Source organism: Rhodococcus antarcticus, from assembly GCF_026153295.1.
Taxonomy (GTDB): Bacteria; Actinomycetota; Actinomycetes; order Mycobacteriales; family Mycobacteriaceae; genus Rhodococcus_D; species Rhodococcus_D antarcticus.
Map to the genome: position 1 here is coordinate 1,887,954 of NZ_CP110615.1, position 18,150 is coordinate 1,906,103.

At 70.9% G+C, this 18,150-nt stretch carries 16 protein-coding genes; 12 read left to right on the forward strand and 4 right to left on the reverse strand.

Features of this window, described 5'->3' with window-relative positions:
• Window positions 1–89: 89 nt before the first annotated feature.
• The 4 genes from RHODO2019_RS09085 to RHODO2019_RS09100 are packed head-to-tail and all read left to right on the forward strand — an operon-like array spanning window position 90 to window position 5,063.
• Window positions 90–1,253, forward strand: a complete 1,164-nt coding sequence (locus RHODO2019_RS09085; protein ID WP_265381501.1) for a CaiB/BaiF CoA transferase family protein — start codon at window positions 90–92, stop codon at window positions 1,251–1,253.
• Entirely contained in the window at window positions 1,250–2,080 is an 831-nt protein-coding gene (locus RHODO2019_RS09090) for a cyclase family protein (protein ID WP_265381502.1), read from the forward strand. The genes RHODO2019_RS09085 and RHODO2019_RS09090 overlap by 4 nt, the downstream gene beginning before the upstream one ends.
• Window positions 2,073–3,545 carry an MmgE/PrpD family protein gene (locus tag RHODO2019_RS09095; protein ID WP_265381503.1) on the forward strand — a complete coding sequence of 491 codons (1,473 nt, stop codon included), beginning with the start codon at window positions 2,073–2,075 and terminating at the stop codon, window positions 3,543–3,545. The genes RHODO2019_RS09090 and RHODO2019_RS09095 overlap by 8 nt, the downstream gene beginning before the upstream one ends.
• Window positions 3,546–3,587: 42 nt before the next feature.
• Complete coding sequence (locus tag RHODO2019_RS09100) at window positions 3,588–5,063, forward strand: dihydroorotase (protein ID WP_265381504.1); 1,476 nt, start codon at window positions 3,588–3,590, stop codon at window positions 5,061–5,063.
• A gap of 416 nt (window positions 5,064–5,479) precedes the next feature.
• On the opposite strand, the gene RHODO2019_RS09105 is transcribed toward RHODO2019_RS09100, so the two are convergent.
• Window positions 5,480–6,160: a fasciclin domain-containing protein gene (locus RHODO2019_RS09105; protein WP_265381505.1), complete on the reverse strand. Its 681-nt coding sequence runs from the start codon at window positions 6,158–6,160 to the stop codon at window positions 5,480–5,482.
• Window positions 6,161–6,633: 473 nt separating this feature from the next.
• On the opposite strand from RHODO2019_RS09105, the gene RHODO2019_RS09110 reads away from it, so the two are divergent.
• Window positions 6,634–7,806, forward strand: coding sequence for a YVTN family beta-propeller repeat protein (locus RHODO2019_RS09110; RefSeq protein WP_265381506.1), 1,173 nt, complete (start codon window positions 6,634–6,636; stop codon window positions 7,804–7,806).
• 232 nt (window positions 7,807–8,038) lie between these two features.
• Entirely contained in the window at window positions 8,039–9,322 is a 1,284-nt protein-coding gene (locus RHODO2019_RS09115) for a L,D-transpeptidase (RefSeq protein WP_265381507.1), read from the forward strand.
• Between the two features lie 222 nt (window positions 9,323–9,544).
• On the opposite strand, the gene RHODO2019_RS09120 is transcribed toward RHODO2019_RS09115, so the two are convergent.
• The gene (locus RHODO2019_RS09120; protein ID WP_265381508.1) at window positions 9,545–11,008 is read right to left on the reverse strand and encodes an LCP family protein; all 1,464 of its coding nucleotides are present in this window, start codon (window positions 11,006–11,008) and stop codon (window positions 9,545–9,547) included.
• A 763-nt stretch (window positions 11,009–11,771) separates the two neighbouring features.
• Between RHODO2019_RS09120 and RHODO2019_RS09125 the strand changes: the two genes are divergently transcribed.
• The 4 genes from RHODO2019_RS09125 to RHODO2019_RS09140 all read left to right on the forward strand — a co-directional run bounded on the left by RHODO2019_RS09125 (window position 11,772) and on the right by RHODO2019_RS09140 (window position 14,589).
• A complete protein-coding gene (locus RHODO2019_RS09125) occupies window positions 11,772–12,185 on the forward strand; it encodes a GlcG/HbpS family heme-binding protein (protein ID WP_265381509.1) in 414 nt (137 codons plus the stop codon).
• Between the two features lie 138 nt (window positions 12,186–12,323).
• Window positions 12,324–12,623, forward strand: coding sequence for an antibiotic biosynthesis monooxygenase family protein (locus RHODO2019_RS09130; RefSeq protein WP_265381510.1), 300 nt, complete (start codon window positions 12,324–12,326; stop codon window positions 12,621–12,623).
• Between the two features lie 349 nt (window positions 12,624–12,972).
• Window positions 12,973–13,146 carry a hypothetical protein gene (locus RHODO2019_RS09135; RefSeq protein ID WP_265381511.1) on the forward strand — a complete coding sequence of 58 codons (174 nt, stop codon included), beginning with the start codon at window positions 12,973–12,975 and terminating at the stop codon, window positions 13,144–13,146.
• A 645-nt stretch (window positions 13,147–13,791) separates the two neighbouring features.
• Window positions 13,792–14,589, forward strand: coding sequence for an SDR family NAD(P)-dependent oxidoreductase (locus RHODO2019_RS09140; protein WP_265381512.1), 798 nt, complete (start codon window positions 13,792–13,794; stop codon window positions 14,587–14,589).
• Window positions 14,590–14,628: 39 nt separating this feature from the next.
• On the opposite strand, the gene RHODO2019_RS19460 is transcribed toward RHODO2019_RS09140, so the two are convergent.
• Together RHODO2019_RS19460 and RHODO2019_RS09145 are read right to left on the reverse strand one after the other, a co-directional pair.
• Window positions 14,629–14,793: a DUF8730 family Cys-rich protein gene (locus RHODO2019_RS19460; RefSeq protein WP_494338165.1), complete on the reverse strand. Its 165-nt coding sequence runs from the start codon at window positions 14,791–14,793 to the stop codon at window positions 14,629–14,631.
• A 21-nt stretch (window positions 14,794–14,814) separates the two neighbouring features.
• Entirely contained in the window at window positions 14,815–16,968 is a 2,154-nt protein-coding gene (locus tag RHODO2019_RS09145; protein WP_265384702.1) for an MMPL family transporter, read from the reverse strand.
• A 180-nt stretch (window positions 16,969–17,148) separates the two neighbouring features.
• Between RHODO2019_RS09145 and RHODO2019_RS09150 the strand changes: the two genes are divergently transcribed.
• Together RHODO2019_RS09150 and RHODO2019_RS09155 are read left to right on the forward strand one after the other, a co-directional pair.
• Complete coding sequence (locus tag RHODO2019_RS09150) at window positions 17,149–17,412, forward strand: metal-sensitive transcriptional regulator (RefSeq protein ID WP_265381513.1); 264 nt, start codon at window positions 17,149–17,151, stop codon at window positions 17,410–17,412.
• A 41-nt stretch (window positions 17,413–17,453) separates the two neighbouring features.
• Complete coding sequence (locus RHODO2019_RS09155) at window positions 17,454–17,846, forward strand: DUF302 domain-containing protein (protein ID WP_265381514.1); 393 nt, start codon at window positions 17,454–17,456, stop codon at window positions 17,844–17,846.
• Window positions 17,847–18,150 lie beyond the last annotated feature (304 nt).

Here is an 18,150-nt window from a genome sequence, read left to right on the forward strand (position 1 = left end):
GAGGGCCCTACGGAGCTAGGGTTCGGAACAATTCGTGTTTCACCAAGCGGAACGGACTCCTGACGATGATGCCGCTCGAAGGACTCCGGGTGCTCGACGTGTCGACCATCCTGGCCGGCCCGCTGGCGTGCCAGATCCTGGGCGACTTCGGCGCCGACGTGGTCAAGATCGAGCACCCCGTGGCCGGCGACAGCATGCGCGGCCACGGCGAGAGCAAGGACGGCGTGCCCCTGTGGTGGAAGGAGATCTCCCGCAACAAGCGCACCGTCGGACTGAGCCTCAGCGCGCCGGAGGGCGCCGCCCTGTTCCGCCGCTTGGCTGCCACCGCAGACGTCGTCGTCGAGAACTTCCGCCCCGGCACGCTCGAGCGCTGGGGGGTGGGGCCGGACGTGCTGCTCACCGACAACCCGGGACTGGTGATCGTGCGGCTCACCGGCTTCGGACAGACCGGGCCCTACTCCGAGCGACCGGGTTTCGGCACGCTGGCCGAGGCGATGAGCGGGTTCGCCTTCATGACCGGTGATGTCGACGGGCCGCCGACGCTCCCCTCCTTCGGACTGGCCGACAGCATCTGCGGGATCGCCGCGAGCTCGGCGACGATGATGGCGCTGCGCCACCGCGACGCCACGGGCGAGGGGCAGGTCGTCGACGTGAGCATCCTTGAGCCGATCATGGCGGCGGTGGGGCCGGCGCCCACGATCTACCAGCAGCTGGGCGTGGTGCCGCAGCGGCACGGCAACAGGTCGACCAACAATGCCCCTCGCAACCTCTACCGCGCCCGCGACGGGCGCTGGGTGGCCGTCAGCTCCAGCGCGCAGAGCATCGCCGACCGGCTCCTGACCCTGGTGGGCCACCCCGAGGTGCTCGACGAGCCCTGGTTCTCCTCCGGCCGGGGCCGTTACGAGCATGTCGAACTGCTCGACCGCTACGTGGGCGGCTGGGTTGCTGAGCGCGACCGGGACGAGGTGATCGCCGCCTTCACCGACGCGGGCGCCGCAGTGGCCGGTGTCTACGACGCGCAGGACCTGGTCAACGACCCGCACGTGCGAGCTACTCAGATGCTCACCGAGGTGCCCGACGACGAGCTTGGCCCGGTGCTCATGCACAACGTGATGTGGCGGATGAGCCGCACGCCTGGCGAGATCCGGTTCACCGGCCGCGCCAAGGGTGCGGACACCGACGAGGTGCTCACCGACCTGGGGTGCACCGCGCAGGAGCTTGCCGAGCTCCGTGAGAAGGGGGTCGTCGCATGACCGATGCGCTGCTGGCCGTAATTCAGGAGGGCGTGCGAGCCTACGACCTGGGCCGCCCGATGAGCATCGGCATGCCGCAGTCGCCCAACCACCCGGCCTACTGGCACACCCTGCCGCGCCGCCACGGCGACATGGTCCGCTCCGACGGCGGCTCAGCGGCCAACGACATGATCACCACGGGCACCCACGTCGGAACCCACATCGACGCGCTGGCCCACGTCTCTCACGACGGCAAGCTGCACGGCGGGGTCGAGGTCGCCGACGCCATGCGAGGCGGCGGCTTCCCCGATCACGGGGTGCACACCATCGCCCCGATGGTGCGCCGGGCTCTGCTGCTCGACGTGCCGGCCGCGCTGGGCACCGATGCGTGCGAGCCTGCCTACGAGATCACTCCCGCGGACCTGCAGCAGGCCGAGGCGCTCACCGGCACGACCGTGCAGCCGGGCGACGTGGTGCTGGTGCGCAGCGGCTGGGGGCGCCGGTTCGACGACGGAGCAAAGGCCTACCTGGGCCAGGTCGAGGGCGTGCCCGGGGTGGGCGAGGCCGGCGCACAGTGGCTGGCCGACCACCGGGTGCACGCCGCCGGCGCGGACACCATCGCCTTCGAACGGCTCGCGCCGGGCGGTGGCCACAGCGTGCTGCCGGCCCACCGGGTGCTGCTCGTGGAGTCCGGCATCTACATCGTCGAGGCACTGGCCCTCGAGGAGATCGCGGCCGACCAGGTGCGCGAGTTCACCCTGGTGCTGGTCCCGATGAACCTCGTCGGCGCCACCGGCTCGCCGGTCCGCCCACTCGCCGTGATCAGCGACAGGTCCCCCGATGCCTGACGCCACGCCGAACCAGCCCGACACCCCAGCTCCGGACGCCGCCGCGCGCACCCTGGCCCAGCAGCTGGGCGCATTCGCCGCAGCCGCCACCTACGACGCGTTGCCCACCGACGTCATCGACAGCGTCCGTCAACGGGTGCTCGACACGGTGGGCATCATGATCGCCGCCAGCCCGCTGGAGACGTCCCGCGGCGCGCGGCGCTGGGTCGCTGCGCAAGGCGGCTCCCCCCGTGCCAGCGTCGTGGGCGTGGAAGAGCGGCTGCCAGCCACGCTTGCCGCATTCAGCAACGGAGTGCTCGCGCACTCGCTCGACTACGACGACACCCACCTGCCTTCGGTGCTGCACCCCAGCGCCTGCGTGGTCCCGGCCGCCCTGGCGGCCGCTCAGGACGCCGGCGCCGACGGGCGGATGACGGTCGCGGCCATCGCCGTGGGCCTGGAGATCACGGTGCGCCTGGGCATGGCCGGCTACGACGAGCAGGCCGGCAACTCCACGTTCTTCGAGCACGGCCAGCACGCCACCAGCATCTGCGGAGCAATGGGCGCCTCGGCGGCCGCCGCCCTGCTCTACGGCCTCGGTGCCGACGGGGTGACGCATTCGTTGGGCCTCACCGCGTCGATGGCATCGGGGGTGATCGAGGCCAACCGAACGGGCGGCACCGTGAAGCGGATGCACTGCGGGTGGGCCGCGCAGTCCGGGGTGAGCGCCGCCCAGCTCGTCGGCCACGGCTTCACCGGCCCCCCCACCGTGCTCGAGGGAAGGTTCGGCTTCTTCCAGGCCTGGCTGCACGGTCAGTTCGACCCGGCCGCCATCACCGACGGTCTCGGCGAGACGTGGGCCGTGCCCGGCATCTTCGTCAAGCCCTACCCGGCCAACCACTTCACCCACGCCGGTATCGACGCTGCCCGCGCCCTCGTGGCCAAGGGCCTCGACATCGACACGATCGCCGCCATCGAGCTGGGCGTGCCGTCGGCGAACCGGCGCACCATCGGCGAGCCGATCGAGGTCAAGCGCGCGCCCGAGACCGGCTACATGGCCCAGTTCAGCGGCCCCTACACCGTGGTCGCCGGGCTGCTCGGCGGCCACGGGCTCGGGGTGGGCCTCGACGACTTCACCGACGAGCTGGCCACCGACCACCAGCGGCGACGGCTGATGGCCCTGGTCGACGTGGTGGACGACGACGAGTGCTCGGCGATCTTCCCGCGGCAGTTCCCCGCCGTGCTGAGGGTGCGCACCACCGACGGCCGGGAGCTGGTCGAGAAGGTGCTGACCACCCGCGGCGGCCCGCAGCGCCCGCTGAGCCTCGACGAGCTGGCCACCAAGTTCGCCGACAACGCGGGCCGCCTGCTCGACGACGACCAGGTGAGGACGGTGCGTGCCGCGTGCGTTGGCCTGGACACCCTGGACCAGGTGGACGCCGTGCTCGACCCGCTCCGGGCGTTGGACCCCCTCGCTCCCCGCTGACAACCACAACCCACCCAGACCACCGCAACCCTGGAGGCCGTCGTGTCGTCGTTGGACCTGCTCATCAAGAACGTGCGTGTCGTGCGCCCCGACCACGACGAGGTGTCCTGGGTCGACCTGGGCATCAAGGACGGGGTCTTCACCCGCATCGAGGCCGACATCCCCGTCGAGGAGGCCACCGAGGTGGTCGACGGCGGAGGCAAGCTTGCCTACCCCGGCGTCGTGGACGCCCACCAGCACTGGGGCATCTACAACCCGTTGTCGGAGGACGCGGTCACCGAGAGCCGGGCCGCCGCCCAGGGCGGGGTCACCAGCGGACTGACCTACATGCGCACCGGCGCCTATTACATGAACACCAGCGGTCCGTACGCCGACGTCTTCCCGAAGGTGCTCGAGGCCACCGAGAACCGGGCCTACGTCGACTACGCCTTCCACCTGGCACCGATCGAGGGACAGCACATCGACGAGATCCCGAACCTGATTGCCGAGCACGGCGTCACCTCGTTCAAGATCTTCATGTTCTACGGCACCCACGGGCTGCACGGCCGCTCCTCCGACCAGAGCTCGTTCCTGATGCTCGACGAGGACGAGAGCTACGACTACGCCCACTTCGAGTTCATCATGCGCGGGCTGCAGAAGGCCCGTGAGGACGAACGCTTCGCCGACATCGCCGACAGCCTGTCGCTGTCGTTGCACTGCGAGACGGCCGAGATCATGCGGGCCTACACCAAGATCGTGGAGGCCGACGGCAGCCTCAGCGGCCTCGAGGCCTACAGCGCCTCACGCCCCCCCCACTCCGAGGGCCTGGCCATCACGATCGCCAGCTACCTCGCGCACGAGACTTCGATGCCAAACATCAACCTGCTGCACCTGTCATCGCGCAAGGCGATGGAGGCAGCGATGCTCATGCAGGGCACGTTCCCCCACATCAACTTCCGCCGCGAAGTGACGATCGGCCACCTGCTGGCCGACATCCACACCGCCAGCGGGATCGGCGGCAAGGTGAACCCGCCGCTGCGCCCGCGCGACGACGTCGAAGCGCTGTGGGAGCACCTGCTGGCAGGAGACGTCTCCTGGGTCGTCAGTGACCACGCCTGCTGCAAGGAGGAAACCAAGTTCGGCGAGCCCCGGGATGACGTCTTCCTGGCCAAGTCGGGCTTCGGCGGAACCGAATACCTGCTCGCCGGACTGATCAGCGAGGGCCGCAAGCGCGGTCTCTCCGACTCCACCATCGCCCAGCTGACCTCGTTCAACCCCGCCCAGCGCTTCGGCCTGCACACCAAAGGCAACATCGCACTGGGCTACGACGCCGACCTGTGTCTCGTCGACGACGCGGTGTCCTACGTCGTGGCGGCGGCGGACTCGGAGTCGGCCCAGGAGTACACCCCGTTCGAAGGCTTCGAGCTCACCGCCAAGGTGACCGACACGTTCCTGCGCGGCGGCGCTGTGCTCACCGACGGTCAGGTCGTGGGCGAGCCCCGCGGGCAGTACCTGCGCCGACCGACCACGCGGGCCTGACCCGGACGCACCCCGTGGCCCACAGCCACGCAGCACGGCCCTCGATCGCCCACCGGTCGGGGGCAGTGCTGCGTGCCGGGACGTCGTTAGAGCTCCCGGGTTCGTGATACTCCGGGTCCTCCAAAACCGGCCCTTGTGACCTTTCCGCGGGTGGTCGAGGGGGCCAGGTGGGCGACACGCCGTCCCCCGCTCACGGTTCGGTTTGGCGAGACAGAGCAGTGCCAGCCACCACCACGCGAGAGGTGTCACCACCCACGAGACTTACCTGCGGGTGAGGACTGCGGGGCCCGCCGACGGGCCCCGCGGACCGACGGCGGGGGCGCCCCGGTCGAGCTGGGGCGCCCCCGTCGGGACGAGCGTGCGGACGCAGCTACCGCACCAGTCGCTAGATCACCGAGGTGGTCAGCCTCGCGCTGTCAGGCCTTGGGCGGGGTGAGCACGGTGCCGATGGCGAACACGGTGGCGTTCGCGGTCGGGATGTTGCCGCAGAGGACCTCGTTGCCGTTGATGAGGGGAGCGGCGGCGGTGCCGGTGATCTTGACCTCGCCACCCTGCACGGACTTGACGGAACCGGCGGCGACCAGGCCGGCGGCGTCGTAGCGCTTGGGGATGACGTGGTAGGTCAGGATCGTGGTGAGCTGGCCCGACGGGTCGGCCAGGAGCTTGTCGAGGGTGCCGGCCGGCAGCGCCGTGAAGGCGGAGTCGATCGGGCCGAAGACCGTGTAGGCCGCCTTGGTGTCGTTCAGGGTCGGGACCAGGCCGGCCGCGGTGACCGCTGCGGTGAGGGTCTTGAACAGCGGGTTGTTGCTGGCGGCGGTGCCGACGGCCGCGTCGACCATGCCGGCCGCGGAGCCGGGGCCCGTGGTGGGGACCTGCGAGCAGGCCGGGCCGAAGATCTGGTCGATCTTGGTGACGCCGTCGGCCGAGCCGGCGGTGGCGGCCTTCGAGGAGGAGGGCGCCGCGGTGGTGGTCTTGGCGGCAGATGCGGTGGTGGAGCTCGACGTCGTGGACGCCGTCTCGCCGCTGCTGCAGGCCGAGATGGTGAGGGTGAGGGCGGCGAGGGCGCCGACTGCCGCGAGGCGCTGGGTCTTCTTCACGAGGAGAACCTCCATGTTGCGGGCCCAGCACGTCCGGGCCGTCGTGTGTACCTACGCACAGCACCCCCCGCCCGGTTCGATCAAGACAGCGCCACCGGCAGGACAACGCAGCCCGCCGCCGTCTCCGCACCGAGGTCCCCGACACCCTCGTCCCCGGTGACAGCCCGGGCTACCATCGCCCGGGGCTGCCGAGGTCCTTCGCTGGGTCACCACGGCAGCCCTTCCCCCTGCCCGCCCCACCAGAGACCACCCGGCTCTCATCCCAACGGCGCCAGCATGTCCCTGGTCGACAACGACGACGCCGAGTGAGACGACCGGCCTTCACGAGGGGAACACCACCTGTGCACCGTTCCGCCAGGGATCTCCCGCCCCGTTCCGGCCAGCCCCGGACAACGACCTCCCACCGCGCCGGGGGTGGGCACGGCGGGCCCCAGCGCGAGGCCCGTCACCGTTGGCGCCCCCTTCCAGGCCTGGTGCTCGTCCTGACGATGGTCATCTCCTGCGGGACGACGAACCCCGACCCCACCACCGCCCTCGACCCCGCGAGCACGTCCACAGCACCCCCGACGACCGGTCCTCCCCCCGAGGTGTCCACCCCGACCGGCCCGTCGACCGCCCCGGTCAACGTCTACGGCGCCGCCGGGGCGAACATGCTCGACCCGCTCGTGGCGTCGGTGCCACCCCGGGTCTACGTCCCCAACAGCGACGGCAACACCGTGACCGTCATCGACCCGACGACCTTCACCGTCCTGTTCAGCTACCCCACGGGCAAGGGCCCCCAGCACGTGGTGCCCAGCCACGACCTCAAGAGCCTGTGGGTCAACAACGACGGGGCCAACACCCTCACCCAGATCGATCCGACGACGGCCAAGCCCACCCGCACCATCCCCACCGCCCAGCCCTACAACCTGTACTGGACCCCCGACGGGCAGTACGGGATCGTCATGGCGGAGGCAAGCCAGCAGATGACGTTCCTCGACGCCACCACCATGGACAAGAAGTTCGCCATCACCACCGACTGCAAGGGACTCAACCACCTCGACTTCTCCGCCGATGGCCGGTACGCCCTCGTCAGCTGCGAGTTCGCCGGCAAGGTCATCAAGGTGGACATGCTCACCCACCAGCAGGTCGGGACGCTGCCGCTGGGTCCCGCCACCAACATGCCCCAGGACGTGCGCCTGGCCCCCGACGGGTCCGTGTTCTACGTGGCCGACATGATGGCCGGCGGGGTCTGGGTCGTGAACGGTGCCACCCTCACCGAGGAAGGGTTCATCCCTACCGGCACCGGCGCCCACGGGATCTACTTCGACCGCCCCGCCCACCGCATGTTCGTCACCAACCGCGGCTCGAACCAGGTGTACGGCAAACCTCACGGCCCCGGCAGCATCAGCGTCCTGGACTGGGCCACCCGCACCGTCACCGCCACCTGGCCCATTCCCGGCGGCGGCAGCCCCGACATGGGCAACCTCTCCCCCGACGGCACCCAGCTCTGGCTCTCCGGCCGCTTCGACAACGAGGTCTACGCCCTGGACACCACCAACGGGGCCCTCCTGGCTCGCATCCCCTCCGGCCCCGCACCGCACGGGCTGACCTACTGGCCCCAACCAGGCAAATACTCCCTCGGCCACACCGGCATCATGCGATGACACGACACCCGGGTCCGAAAGCGCAGCGGCGGGGGTGGGGACAGCAGGGCGACTACGCTGTTGGCTGGATGCAACGCCAGCCGTAGACGGACCCTCGTGCTGACGGGATCCAGATCGGCATCCCTGGCACCCGACCCGGGATCCTCTTTCTCAGGCTCACCGCGGTGGGACTGCGCACCCCGCTGGACCCCGCTGCACGAAGTGCCTACCCCCGTCTCCAGGAGCTGACGTCATGCCCCCGTCCCGCCGCCGCCACCGCCGCCACGCCTCGCTGCTGGTCGTCGCCCTCGCGGGCGTGGTGGCAACCGTCGTGGTCACCGGTCGGGTGCCGATGGCCAGCACCCCGTCGGCAGCGGTCACCAGCGCCCCCACCACGACCACCCCCACCACCCCCGCCCCGACGACCGTCCCCGCACGCCCCGCCGCGGTGTCGGTCACCCCCGGGTGGGATGCATCCGGGGTGGATGTCCTCGCCCCCGTCGCGGTCACCGCGACGAACGGTGTGCTGTCCCGGGTGACCCTCATCGACGACACCGGTGCTGCCGTCGACGGGACCATGACGCCTAACGGGCTCAGCTGGAACCCGACAGGCCCCCTGGCCTACACGCGCACGTACACCGTCACCGCCCAGAGCACCGGTGTCGACGGCACCGCCGCCACCACCACCAGCACCTTCAGCACCCTCGCACCGGCCAACCAGACCAAGGTCTACTTCCGCACCACCGGCGGTGGCGTCATCGGTGACGACCGCACCTATGGCGTCGGAATGATCGTCGTCGCCCACTTCGACGAGCACGTCCCCGACCGGGCGGCCGCGCAGAAGCTGCTGACGGTCACGACGAACCCCCCGGTGACCGGGGCGTGGAACTGGGTCTCCGACACCGACGCCCACTGGCGACCCGAGAAGTACTACGCGCCCGACACGACGGTGCGTGCCAGCGCCACCGTGTTCGGCAAGGCTGTCGGCGGCGGGCTCTACGGCCAGGAGGACACCAGCGCCTCCTTCACCGTCGGCGCCTCGCACGTCTCGATCGCAGACGACACCACCAAGCAGGTCGAGGTCTACGACAACGGCACCCTCGTGCGCACCATGCCCACCTCCATGGGCATGGGCGGCAGCGAGGTCATCGACGGCCAGACCATCTCCTTCTGGACCCAACGCGGCACCTACACCGTGCTGGACAAGGCCAACCCGGTCGTCATGGACTCCTCGACCTTCGGGCTGCCGGTCAACTCCCGACTGGGCTACAAGGAGTCGATCAACTGGGCGACCCGCATCAGCAACGACGGCATCTACCTGCACCAGCTCGACGCCACCGTCCCCTACCAGGGCAACACCGACACCTCCCACGGCTGCCTCAACCTCAACCAGGCCAACGCCCAGTGGTTCTTCGACTACTCCATCCCCGGCGACATCGTGCAGGTCAAGAACACCGGCGGCTCACCGCTGACGGTCGCCCAGAACGGCGACTGGTCGCTGTCCTGGGCCGACTGGCAAGCCGGCAGCGCGTACTGACCGCACACCCCAACCAGACCGGGCACCATCACTGGCCCACGCCCAGCGGCCCTGCACCGTGGCAACCTGACACGAACGAGGACGAGGTGGGATGAACTCGCCGATGCCCCGGAGCGCGTGGGTTGGCCTCGTCCGCCACGACAACCTCAGCGCCGCCGTCGGCCTCATCGCCACCGACGGACTCGCACTCGCGGCGGCGACGACCTCGCACGCTGCGCAGCGTCAGTTGACGCAGGGGATGCCGCCGCCGTCGACGGGGTTGCCCTGCGGGCCGACGGTGGTCGTCGGTGCGGCACCGCCGGACGTGGCCGCCGGGGGTGGTGTCCGAAGCGTGGCCGCGTCGGACTGCAGGGTGGGCGAGGCGGTGAACCCGGCGCCGAGGACCACCCGGACCGTGTCGGGGGCCACGGTGCCGTCGGCGCTCGACCTGGGCGCCTGAATCAGCCCGGCGATCGCGTCGGCCTGGGCCTTGGCACCGGGCCCGTAGCTGACCGCGGTGTCCCCGGAGCTGGTGTTGCTCACGGTGCCTCGCGACCACGTTCCCCCGGAGAGGGCCTTGGCGACGTTGCTGGCGACACCGGCCGCGGCACCGGCGTTCACGACGTCGATGGTCAGGGGCCCCGTCGGTAGCGGCGCGGGTGGTGCCGGTGCCGGACGCAGCCCGAAGGCGACCTGCACCTGCTCGGCGAGCGCGGGCTGGTCGACGACGTTCACCGACTGACCGTCGATGGTGTCGAAGCGCAGGATCGGCAGCGTGTTGAACTGGACGTTGCCGCCGGTGAGGTTGCTCGCGCGTGGGATGAAGGCACCGATGTCCCACCCGCTGTCGACCACCACGTCCCTGGCTGCCACGTCGATGAGCGCCTGCAGCTGCCCCACGTTGGTGAACGTGCCTGCGCTGCCGAGCTTGTGGGTGACGGAGGCGAGGAAGGCCTGCTGGCGGTGGGTGCGGTCGAGGTCACCGTTGTCCAGGCCGTGGCGCTGACGGACGAACGCCAGGGACTGGGCCCCGTTGAGGGTCTGCACCCCCGCCGGGAAGTCCGCCCCCGAGTACGGGTCGTTCACCGCCTGGTTCAGGCACACCTGCACCCCGTTCAGCGCGGTCGCGAGGTCGTAGAACCCCGCCAGGCTGACCTCGGCGAAGTGGTCGATGTGCACCCCCAGGAAGTCCTGCACCGTCTGCAGCGCTTCCTTGCGGCCGGCTTCCCGACCGAGGGCCTCCAGCTGGTGGCGGTCGGTGGTCCCGGCCTTCACCAGCGCGTCCTCGGTCGCCGCCTTCTTCAGCCCGTACGCCTCCTTGATCTTCACGTGGTCGTTGCCGGGGATGTCCCGGACCGCCACGTAGTCATCACGCGGGATGGAGAACGCCGTCACCATGCCCCCGTTGGCGGGGACGTGCATCAGGATGAGGGTGTTGGTGTTGTAGCCACCCTCCGAACCGTCACCGGCGTGCAGCTGATCCAGCACCGCGGCCGGCAGCGGGTCCCCGTTCTGGTCCAACCTCGTGTCCAGACCCATCAGCAGGATGTTCACGTCCGAACCCAGTCGCGCCGCCCCCGCCCCGGCCGGGTCCACCAGCCCGGCCAACGCGTTCGACGTGGTCAGCCCCGACGTCAGGCTGTGCAGCGCCGTCCACGCGTACCCCGTCCCGGCCAGCACCAGGGCCGACACCACCCCGACCGCCACCCGACGAACCACCACCGACCGGGCGCCCGCCACCATCGTGGCGACTCTGCTACCGCCGCGTGAACCGCCCTGCTCGGACGAGCCCACAGGACGACGGGAGCCGGCGGCCCCGCGGGGACCAACCGGCGGAACGCCCCCACCCCGACCCACCCCCGGCTCACTACTGCCCGAGGGCCCGCGACGGGAGCCCCGCGCCGCATCAGGGCGCTGTGTCCCAGGCCGCTGGACGCCGGGCCGCGGCGTGCGAGGCGGCGGCGTGCGAGGCGGCTGAGCCGCTTGGCGTCCTCCCACTGGACGGCCGCCGTCCCACGGACCAGGCCCTGGACCTCGGTCGTCCGGGGCCCGAACCGACCGGTCATCACTCTGCACCCCACGAGTTTGCCTGACCTGCGCAGCTGCGTCGTCGCGGCGGCCGCGAGCAGCACCACCAGGATCACGGCCTCGACTTAGGGCAGCAGGAGCCGGGAGGCCACGCTGAGCCCGCTTCGTCCCACCAGAGCACCTTCGGCACACCTCAATCTGGCGCATTGCGCTGCGAACGCTGCGTACGTCTCAGTGACCGATCCTGCACCGGCGCGTCCACCGACTGCTGGTCTGGCGGAGGTTCATGTTGGTGCGCAGCCCCGTCAGCTCGTGCTGAGCTCATCTCGACATGGCCGTCGGCCCGATGACATGGTCAGACTCGAGGACGAGACTGATGAGATTCTCGGCGCCCCCGCCGAGGTCCCCGTCCGGGTTCTCTGACTACTGAGGAGGTCACCACATGGCACGACTCATCTCGCTGGAGCAGGCCGAGGCCATCGTCCGGGCGTGCAAGGCGGAGGCGGACCGCATCGGGCAGCCGATGAACATCGCGGTGGTGGACGACGGCGCGAACCTGGTGACGTTCAGCTCGATGGACGGCACGAAGCTCGTCGGTGTCGACATCGCCCAGCGCAAGGCCCTGACAGCGGTCTACTTCCAAGCCGACACGAAGGACCTGGCCGCACTCGTCCAGCCGGGCCAGCCCCTGTTCGGCATCGAGTCCACCTCGGGCGGGCGGCTGGTCGTCTTCGGTGGCGGCGTCCTGCTTCGGGACGCCTCCGGTGAGGTAGCCGGTGGGGTCGGGGTCAGCGCCGGCAGTGTCGAGCAGGACCACCAGGTCGCCGACGCCGGACGGGCGGTGTTCGCGCCGTAGCCGGGACCGGCGGGGCCGAACCCCGCTGGCCACACCACGCGACGAGCTGCACGACCCCTGGGACGTGATCGTTTCGCAGCCACTTCCGGTGTGTCCGTGGCGGGCTTAGCGTGTGCAGCATGATCCGCAACGTCGTCGTTGGCCGGCTCCGTCACGCTGACGACCCCCTCCCGAGCTGCTGCCGACTCCGCGCAGCTCGACGCCGCCCTGGCCGCTGTCGAGGCGCTGCCCTGCGTCGGACGCGTGTCCAGCCGGGTCGGCCGCGATGCCGGGCTGCGCGAGGGTGGTTGGGACTTCGCCATCACCAACGACTGGGTCGATGAGGACGCCTACCGCGTCTACGACCTCGACCCCGAGCACAACCGGCTGCGCGCCGAGGGCTTCGGTCCTGTGTGCACCGACATCGCCCGCGTGCAGCTGGTCCTGCCCGACGTCTGAGCTCGGCCCGGACGAGCCCGACCAGCACTCCAACACCCCGCCCGGGTGCTCACGGTGCCGGGCCACCAGGGCCGGGGCCCGGCTGTCGCCGGCGACCCAGGTGCGCAGGGCCGGCTCGACGGCCCCGACGATGGCCAGGACGTCGGCGTGCACCGCGGCCGGGTCCTGGGCAACGACGGGCGTGTGGTGGGCGACCGGGCGGTTCGACCAGGACCACTCAAGGCCGTCGTGACTTTCCAGCGATGCTGCGCCGAGTGCCGTGGTCTGCGGACGTCCGCAGACCTCCGCGGCCCGTCGGTACCGTCGAGCGGATGACCACCCCCGGTGCCGAGCCGGCCGCCGCCCCGCCGTGGGCGCGCAGGTCGTGGTCCCGGCGTGCTCGCTGCTCGCCGGGGCGCTGATCTGGGTGGTGCTGTCGTGGGCCGGTGTCCTCGTCGTCGTCGTCGTCGTGGCGATGGTCGTCTGGTCAACGGTCGACGGGTCGACGGGTCGACGGGTCGACGGTCGTACCGGCGGATTTTGACGGTCGACGAAACAACAAGGGTTTTCGGTGGGTGAAAAGGGGCATCACTCAGGACCCCTGAGGTCGTGAGGGCGCTGCCCACGAGGCGTTTGCCGCTGCGCGGAACCGTCGAGCGGGAGTCTGGTGGTCCAACAGCTCTCGTGGGTGCGCGTTCCGCAGCTCCGTGATGGCATTGACGTGTTCGTGGCTGTGACGTGAGAGGTCGGTGTTCTTGGTAGAGAACTGTCGGGCACCCAACGGCGTGCCGCCTCCTTACCCGCTCCGGCTGCCCTGGCGGACACGTGGAGACTTCACCCGTTCGCAAGGAGGACAACACGCGCACACCCGTGGGCGAACTTCTCTGCAGGCACATCAACACCACCCCCGATCGGACGTCGCGTCGATCGCTGGAACCCAGGGGGCGGCGAGTGGGCAACCGATCGAGACGTCGTCCCGCGAAAGCTCGCTCGCCGCGCCCACACGACCTCGATCGCGCTGCCCGACGGCACCGTCGTCCACCCCCGCCACGGTCGGGACACCAACCTCGGCGTGGAGCGCCCCCAGCTCGCGGAGTGGCGCGTGCGAATGGTGACTGCGGCGCCGTGCCGGCTCCGAGCGGGCTACGTTCGCACGGCCCACGACCGGAACCCACGTCAGGAGCCCATCATGTCGAACGACCCCGCAGCCGTCCCGTCCGGCACGCTCGTCGGCAAGGTCGTCGTGGTGACCGGCGGCAACAGCGGCATCGGTGCGGCGATCGTGCGGGCCGCCGCCGCGGAGGGGGCCAGCGTGGTCATCGACTACGTCACTCACGCCGACGACACCACGGATCTCGTCGCCGAGGTCGAGGCGGCCGGCGGCCGTGCGGTCGGGGTGCAGGCCGACGTGTCCAAGGTAGCCGACCTGCAGACCATGATCGCGACGGCGGTCGAGACGTACGGGCGCCTGGACGTGCTGGTCAACAACGCCGGCATCGAGACCCGTACCGCTCTGCTCGACACCTCCGAGGACGACTTCGACGAGGTCGTGGCGGTGAACCTGAAGAGCGCGTTCTTCGGCACGAAGCTCGCCGCCCAGCAGTTCGTCGCCCAGGGCGGCGGCGGCCTCGTCCTGAACATCTCCTCCGTCCACGAGGACTGGCCCATGCCGGGCAACATCGCCTACTGCGTGTCCAAGGGCGGCATCCGCATGCTGACCCGCACGGCCGGGGTCGAGCTCGGCGAGCACGGCATCCGCGTCGTGAACATCGCCCCAGGCGCCGTCAGCACCCCCATCAACACCAGCACCGAGAACGACCCGGCCAAGAAGGCGAAGCTCGACGCCGCGATCCCTCTCGGCCGGATGGCACAGGCCTCCGAGATCGCCGACGTCGTGGTCTTCCTGGCCTCCGGCAAGGCGGGCTACATGACCGCCACCACCGTGGTCGTCGACGGCGGGATCATGCAGGGCAGCGTCGGGCTGTAGGTGTCGGCGCAGCGCCACCCCGCGCCCGTCGACGATCGGTCAGCCCCGCCCGAGCCACCGTCGCAGGCGTGACGGTGCAGCCGCGGTGCGGTCGCAGGTGCAGCGTTGCGCGGCCGGGACGCGGGCCATGACGGTGTCGACGTGTTGGCCGCAGCCGGCCCAGGTGGTCTTGCCGCACGTCGTGCAGGGGGTAGCTCGGCACATGGTGGTGGTCCTCTCGTGGGTTCAGGTGTGGGAGAAGCGGATGGTGGGCAGGACGCGGCGCAGCCAGGGCGGGGACCACCAGGCGGCGTGCCCGGTCAGGCGCAGCAGCACCGGCAGCAGGATGAGCCGGACGAGTCCGGCGTCGAGCAGGACGGCGACGCCGAGGATGACGCCCATCTCCTTGGGGGGCAGCGGGTCGGCCAGGGCGAAGGAGAAGAACACCGCGACCATCACGGCGGCGGCGGCGAGGATGACCCGCCCGGAGTGGGCGAGCCCGTCGACTCCGGCGACCTCGGGGTCCCCGGTGCGCTCGTAGTGCTCCTTGGCGGTGGAGAGCAGGAACACGGTGTAGTCCATGGCGATCGCGAAGATCATCGCGAAGAAGAACACCGGGCCCCAGCCGTCGAGGAAGCCCTGCGGGGTGAACCCGAGCAGCCCGGAACCGTGCCCGTCCTGGAACACGAGCTTGGCGACGCCGAACGCGGCACCGGTGGAGAGCAGGCTGACCAGGGTGCCCAGCAGGGCGATGAGCGGGGCCTGCAGGGCCACGAGCAGCAGCAGGAACCCGAGCACGAGGATCACGGTGACCACGATCGGCAGGTAGGTGTTCAGGGCGGACTGCAGGTCGAGGTTCTCCGCCGGCGCCCCACCGACCAGCGCATCGGTGGGCAGGTCGGCCCTGAGCTGGTCGAGGATGCCCCCCATGGCGGGGGCGGAGGGGTCGACGTTGGGGACTGCGGAGAGCAGCACGAGCCCGGACCCGTCCTGTGCGGCCTGGGCGGGGCCGACCATCGCGATGCCCGGGACCGCCCGTGCGGCCGCCGCGACGGCGTCGGCCTGGGTGGCGGGGGCGATGATCTGCAGCTGGCCGGGTGCCCCCTGGCCGAAGCCGGCCTGGACGAGGTCGTAGCCCTGGCGGACCGCGGAGTCCGCGGGCACCACCTGGATCGAGGGCATGGCGACCTTGAGGCCGAACACCGGGACGGTCAGGGCGACGAGGACCCCGAGCGCGCCGAGGGCGAAGGGCCACGGGTGGGCGTGCAGCAGCCGGCCCCAGGAGGCGAACCGCGGGGAGCGGTGGACCTGACGCTTGGCGTGCGGCAGGGACCCGGCGTTGACCTTCTCCCCCAGCCGACCCAGGGCGGCCGGGAGCAGCGTCAGCGTCGCCAGCAGCACGAAGGCGACTGCGAGCATGATGCCGACGGCCATGGTCCGGACGGCCGGGGCGGGCACGAGCAGCACGGCCGAGAGGCTGACCAGCACGGTGAGCCCGGAGAGCACGACGGCCTTGCCCGCGGTGTCCATCGTCTCGGCCACGGCCTGCTCCCGGTCGCCGGAGCGGCTCAGGGCGTCGCGGAAGCGGGCCACCAGGAACAGGGCGTAGTCGATGCCCAGGGCGAGGGCGAACATCATCGCGAAGTTCATCGCCCACACCGAGATCGGGGTGACGGTGTTGAGCAGCACCAGCCCACCGGCGGAGGCGACGAGCCCGGCCAGGGTGAGCAGCAGCGGCAGGCCCGCGGCCACCAGGGAGCCGAAGGCGACCACCATGATCGCCAGGGTCACCGGCCAGGAGAACAGCTCGGCGGTGATCATCGCGTCGTGGTTGGCGGCGTTGAAGTCCGACCACAGTGCGGAGGCGCCCGTGGGGTAGACGTCGATCCCGTTGCCCGACAGTGCGGTGAGGCGGTCCTTCACGTCGTCGACGGCCTTCACCATGTCGTCGGTGGTGCCCGTGGCCCCGGCCATCAGGATCCCGGTGTGACCGTCGGCGGAGATCGTGGCCCCGGGCTGCGGCGCCACGACCTGCCCGAAGCGGGGGTCGGCGGCGAACACCGCCGTCGCCCGGGTCAGCACGTCCTGCACGGCGGGGTCGGTCACCACTGCGGTGTCGGAGTGCACCACCAGCTGCACGGCGGCCGAGGACGCCCCACCGAAGTGGGCCTGGGCCAGCTCCCGCACGGCGACGGACTCCGAACCGTTCGCCTGCCACCCCGCCCCCGCCAGCGAGCTGAACACCGACGGGGCCAGCGCACCCAGCGCCACCAGGGCGATCAGCCACACGCTGAACACCCACCGCGCCCGCAGCGCCATGGTCCGCCCGAGCCGGGCCAGCACACCCTCGGTGCGCACGCCCGGCCCCGACGGATCGGGGCCGGGCGACGGGTCCGTCACCAGGGTGGTTGCGCTGCTCACGACGTTCTCCTCCACGATCGGGATACGGGTGGGGGTACCCGCTGCCGACGAAGGTAGCACTACCCCCAGGGGTATCAAGCTGGGGGTGGTGGTGGCCGGACCTCGGCGCTACAGTGACCGCGAGAGGTACCCGTGGGGGTACTGGGGACGGAGCGGACCGTGGACATCGACACCGACCAGCTGACCGACGTGCTGGCCCGCCTCAAGCGGGTCCAGGGTCAGGTCGGCGGGGTGATCCGCATGATCGAGGAGGGCCAGGACTGCTCCAAGGTCGTCACCCAGCTCGCCGCCGCCTCCAAGGCCCTGGACAAGGCCGGGTTCAAGATCATCGCTACCGGTCTGCAGCAGTGCCTGCTCGAGGACGTGGGCACCCGCGCCGTCGACCAGGCCGAGCTCGAGCGCCTCTTCCTCTCCCTCGCCTGAGCACGAACCCGAGCACGCCCACCACACCGAGAGGCCCCACCGTGACCAGCTACCAGAACAGCGTCTCCGTCGAGCTCCCGTTCGCCGAGGCCGTCGCCGCCACCACCGCCGCCCTCGCCGAGCAGGGCTTCGGGATCCTCACCGAGATCGACGTGCAGGCCGTCATGAAGGCCAAGCGCGACAAGGACATGGAGCCCTACGTCATCCTCGGTGCCTGCAACCCCGCGCTGGCCGAGCAGGCCATCGACGCCGACCGCTCCACCGGGGTCCTGCTGCCCTGCAACGTCGTCGTCCGCGGGGACGGCGAGGGCTCCATCGTCTCCTTCCTCGACCCGCAGCTGATGGCCACCGTGACCGACCTGCCCGCCATGACCGCCCTCGCCGACGAGGCCACCACCCGCCTCGACGCCGCCCTCGCCACCCTCGCCGGCTGACCAGCCGCCCGGGTGAACCGTTGCCGGCAGCTGGGCGGACCCCGGCTTACCGCAGCCCGGACACGAGCTCGGGAGACGTCATGAGCCGCAACATGATCGTCGGCTCCAGTCCCGGTGGACGGTCGCCACTCCGGCACGCGGTGACTCCAGCGGCCAGGCCGTGAACCGGACGAGCAGGTCGTCACCGCTCTGCACCACGAGCGCTCCGCGAGGGGGCACACCGACACCCTCGTCGTCCGGGCCGACCCGGTCCGAGGGTCCGTCACCGGACGGTCACCGCCCTGTCCCCGCAATCCTGGAATGG

Excerpts from the sequence above, each read along its gene's own strand:
- RHODO2019_RS09090 (WP_265381502.1), top strand. The coding sequence starts at position 1,250 with ATGACCGATGCGCTGCTGGCCGTAATTCAGGAGGGCGTGCGAGCCTAC.
- RHODO2019_RS09095 (WP_265381503.1), top strand. The coding sequence starts at position 2,073 with ATGCCTGACGCCACGCCGAACCAGCCCGACACCCCAGCTCCGGACGCC.
- RHODO2019_RS09115 (WP_265381507.1), top strand. The coding sequence starts at position 8,039 with ATGCCCCCGTCCCGCCGCCGCCACCGCCGCCACGCCTCGCTGCTGGTC.
- RHODO2019_RS09125 (WP_265381509.1), top strand. The coding sequence starts at position 11,772 with ATGGCACGACTCATCTCGCTGGAGCAGGCCGAGGCCATCGTCCGGGCG.
- RHODO2019_RS09140 (WP_265381512.1), top strand. The coding sequence starts at position 13,792 with ATGTCGAACGACCCCGCAGCCGTCCCGTCCGGCACGCTCGTCGGCAAG.
- RHODO2019_RS19460 (WP_494338165.1), bottom strand. The coding sequence starts at position 14,793 with ATGTGCCGAGCTACCCCCTGCACGACGTGCGGCAAGACCACCTGGGCC.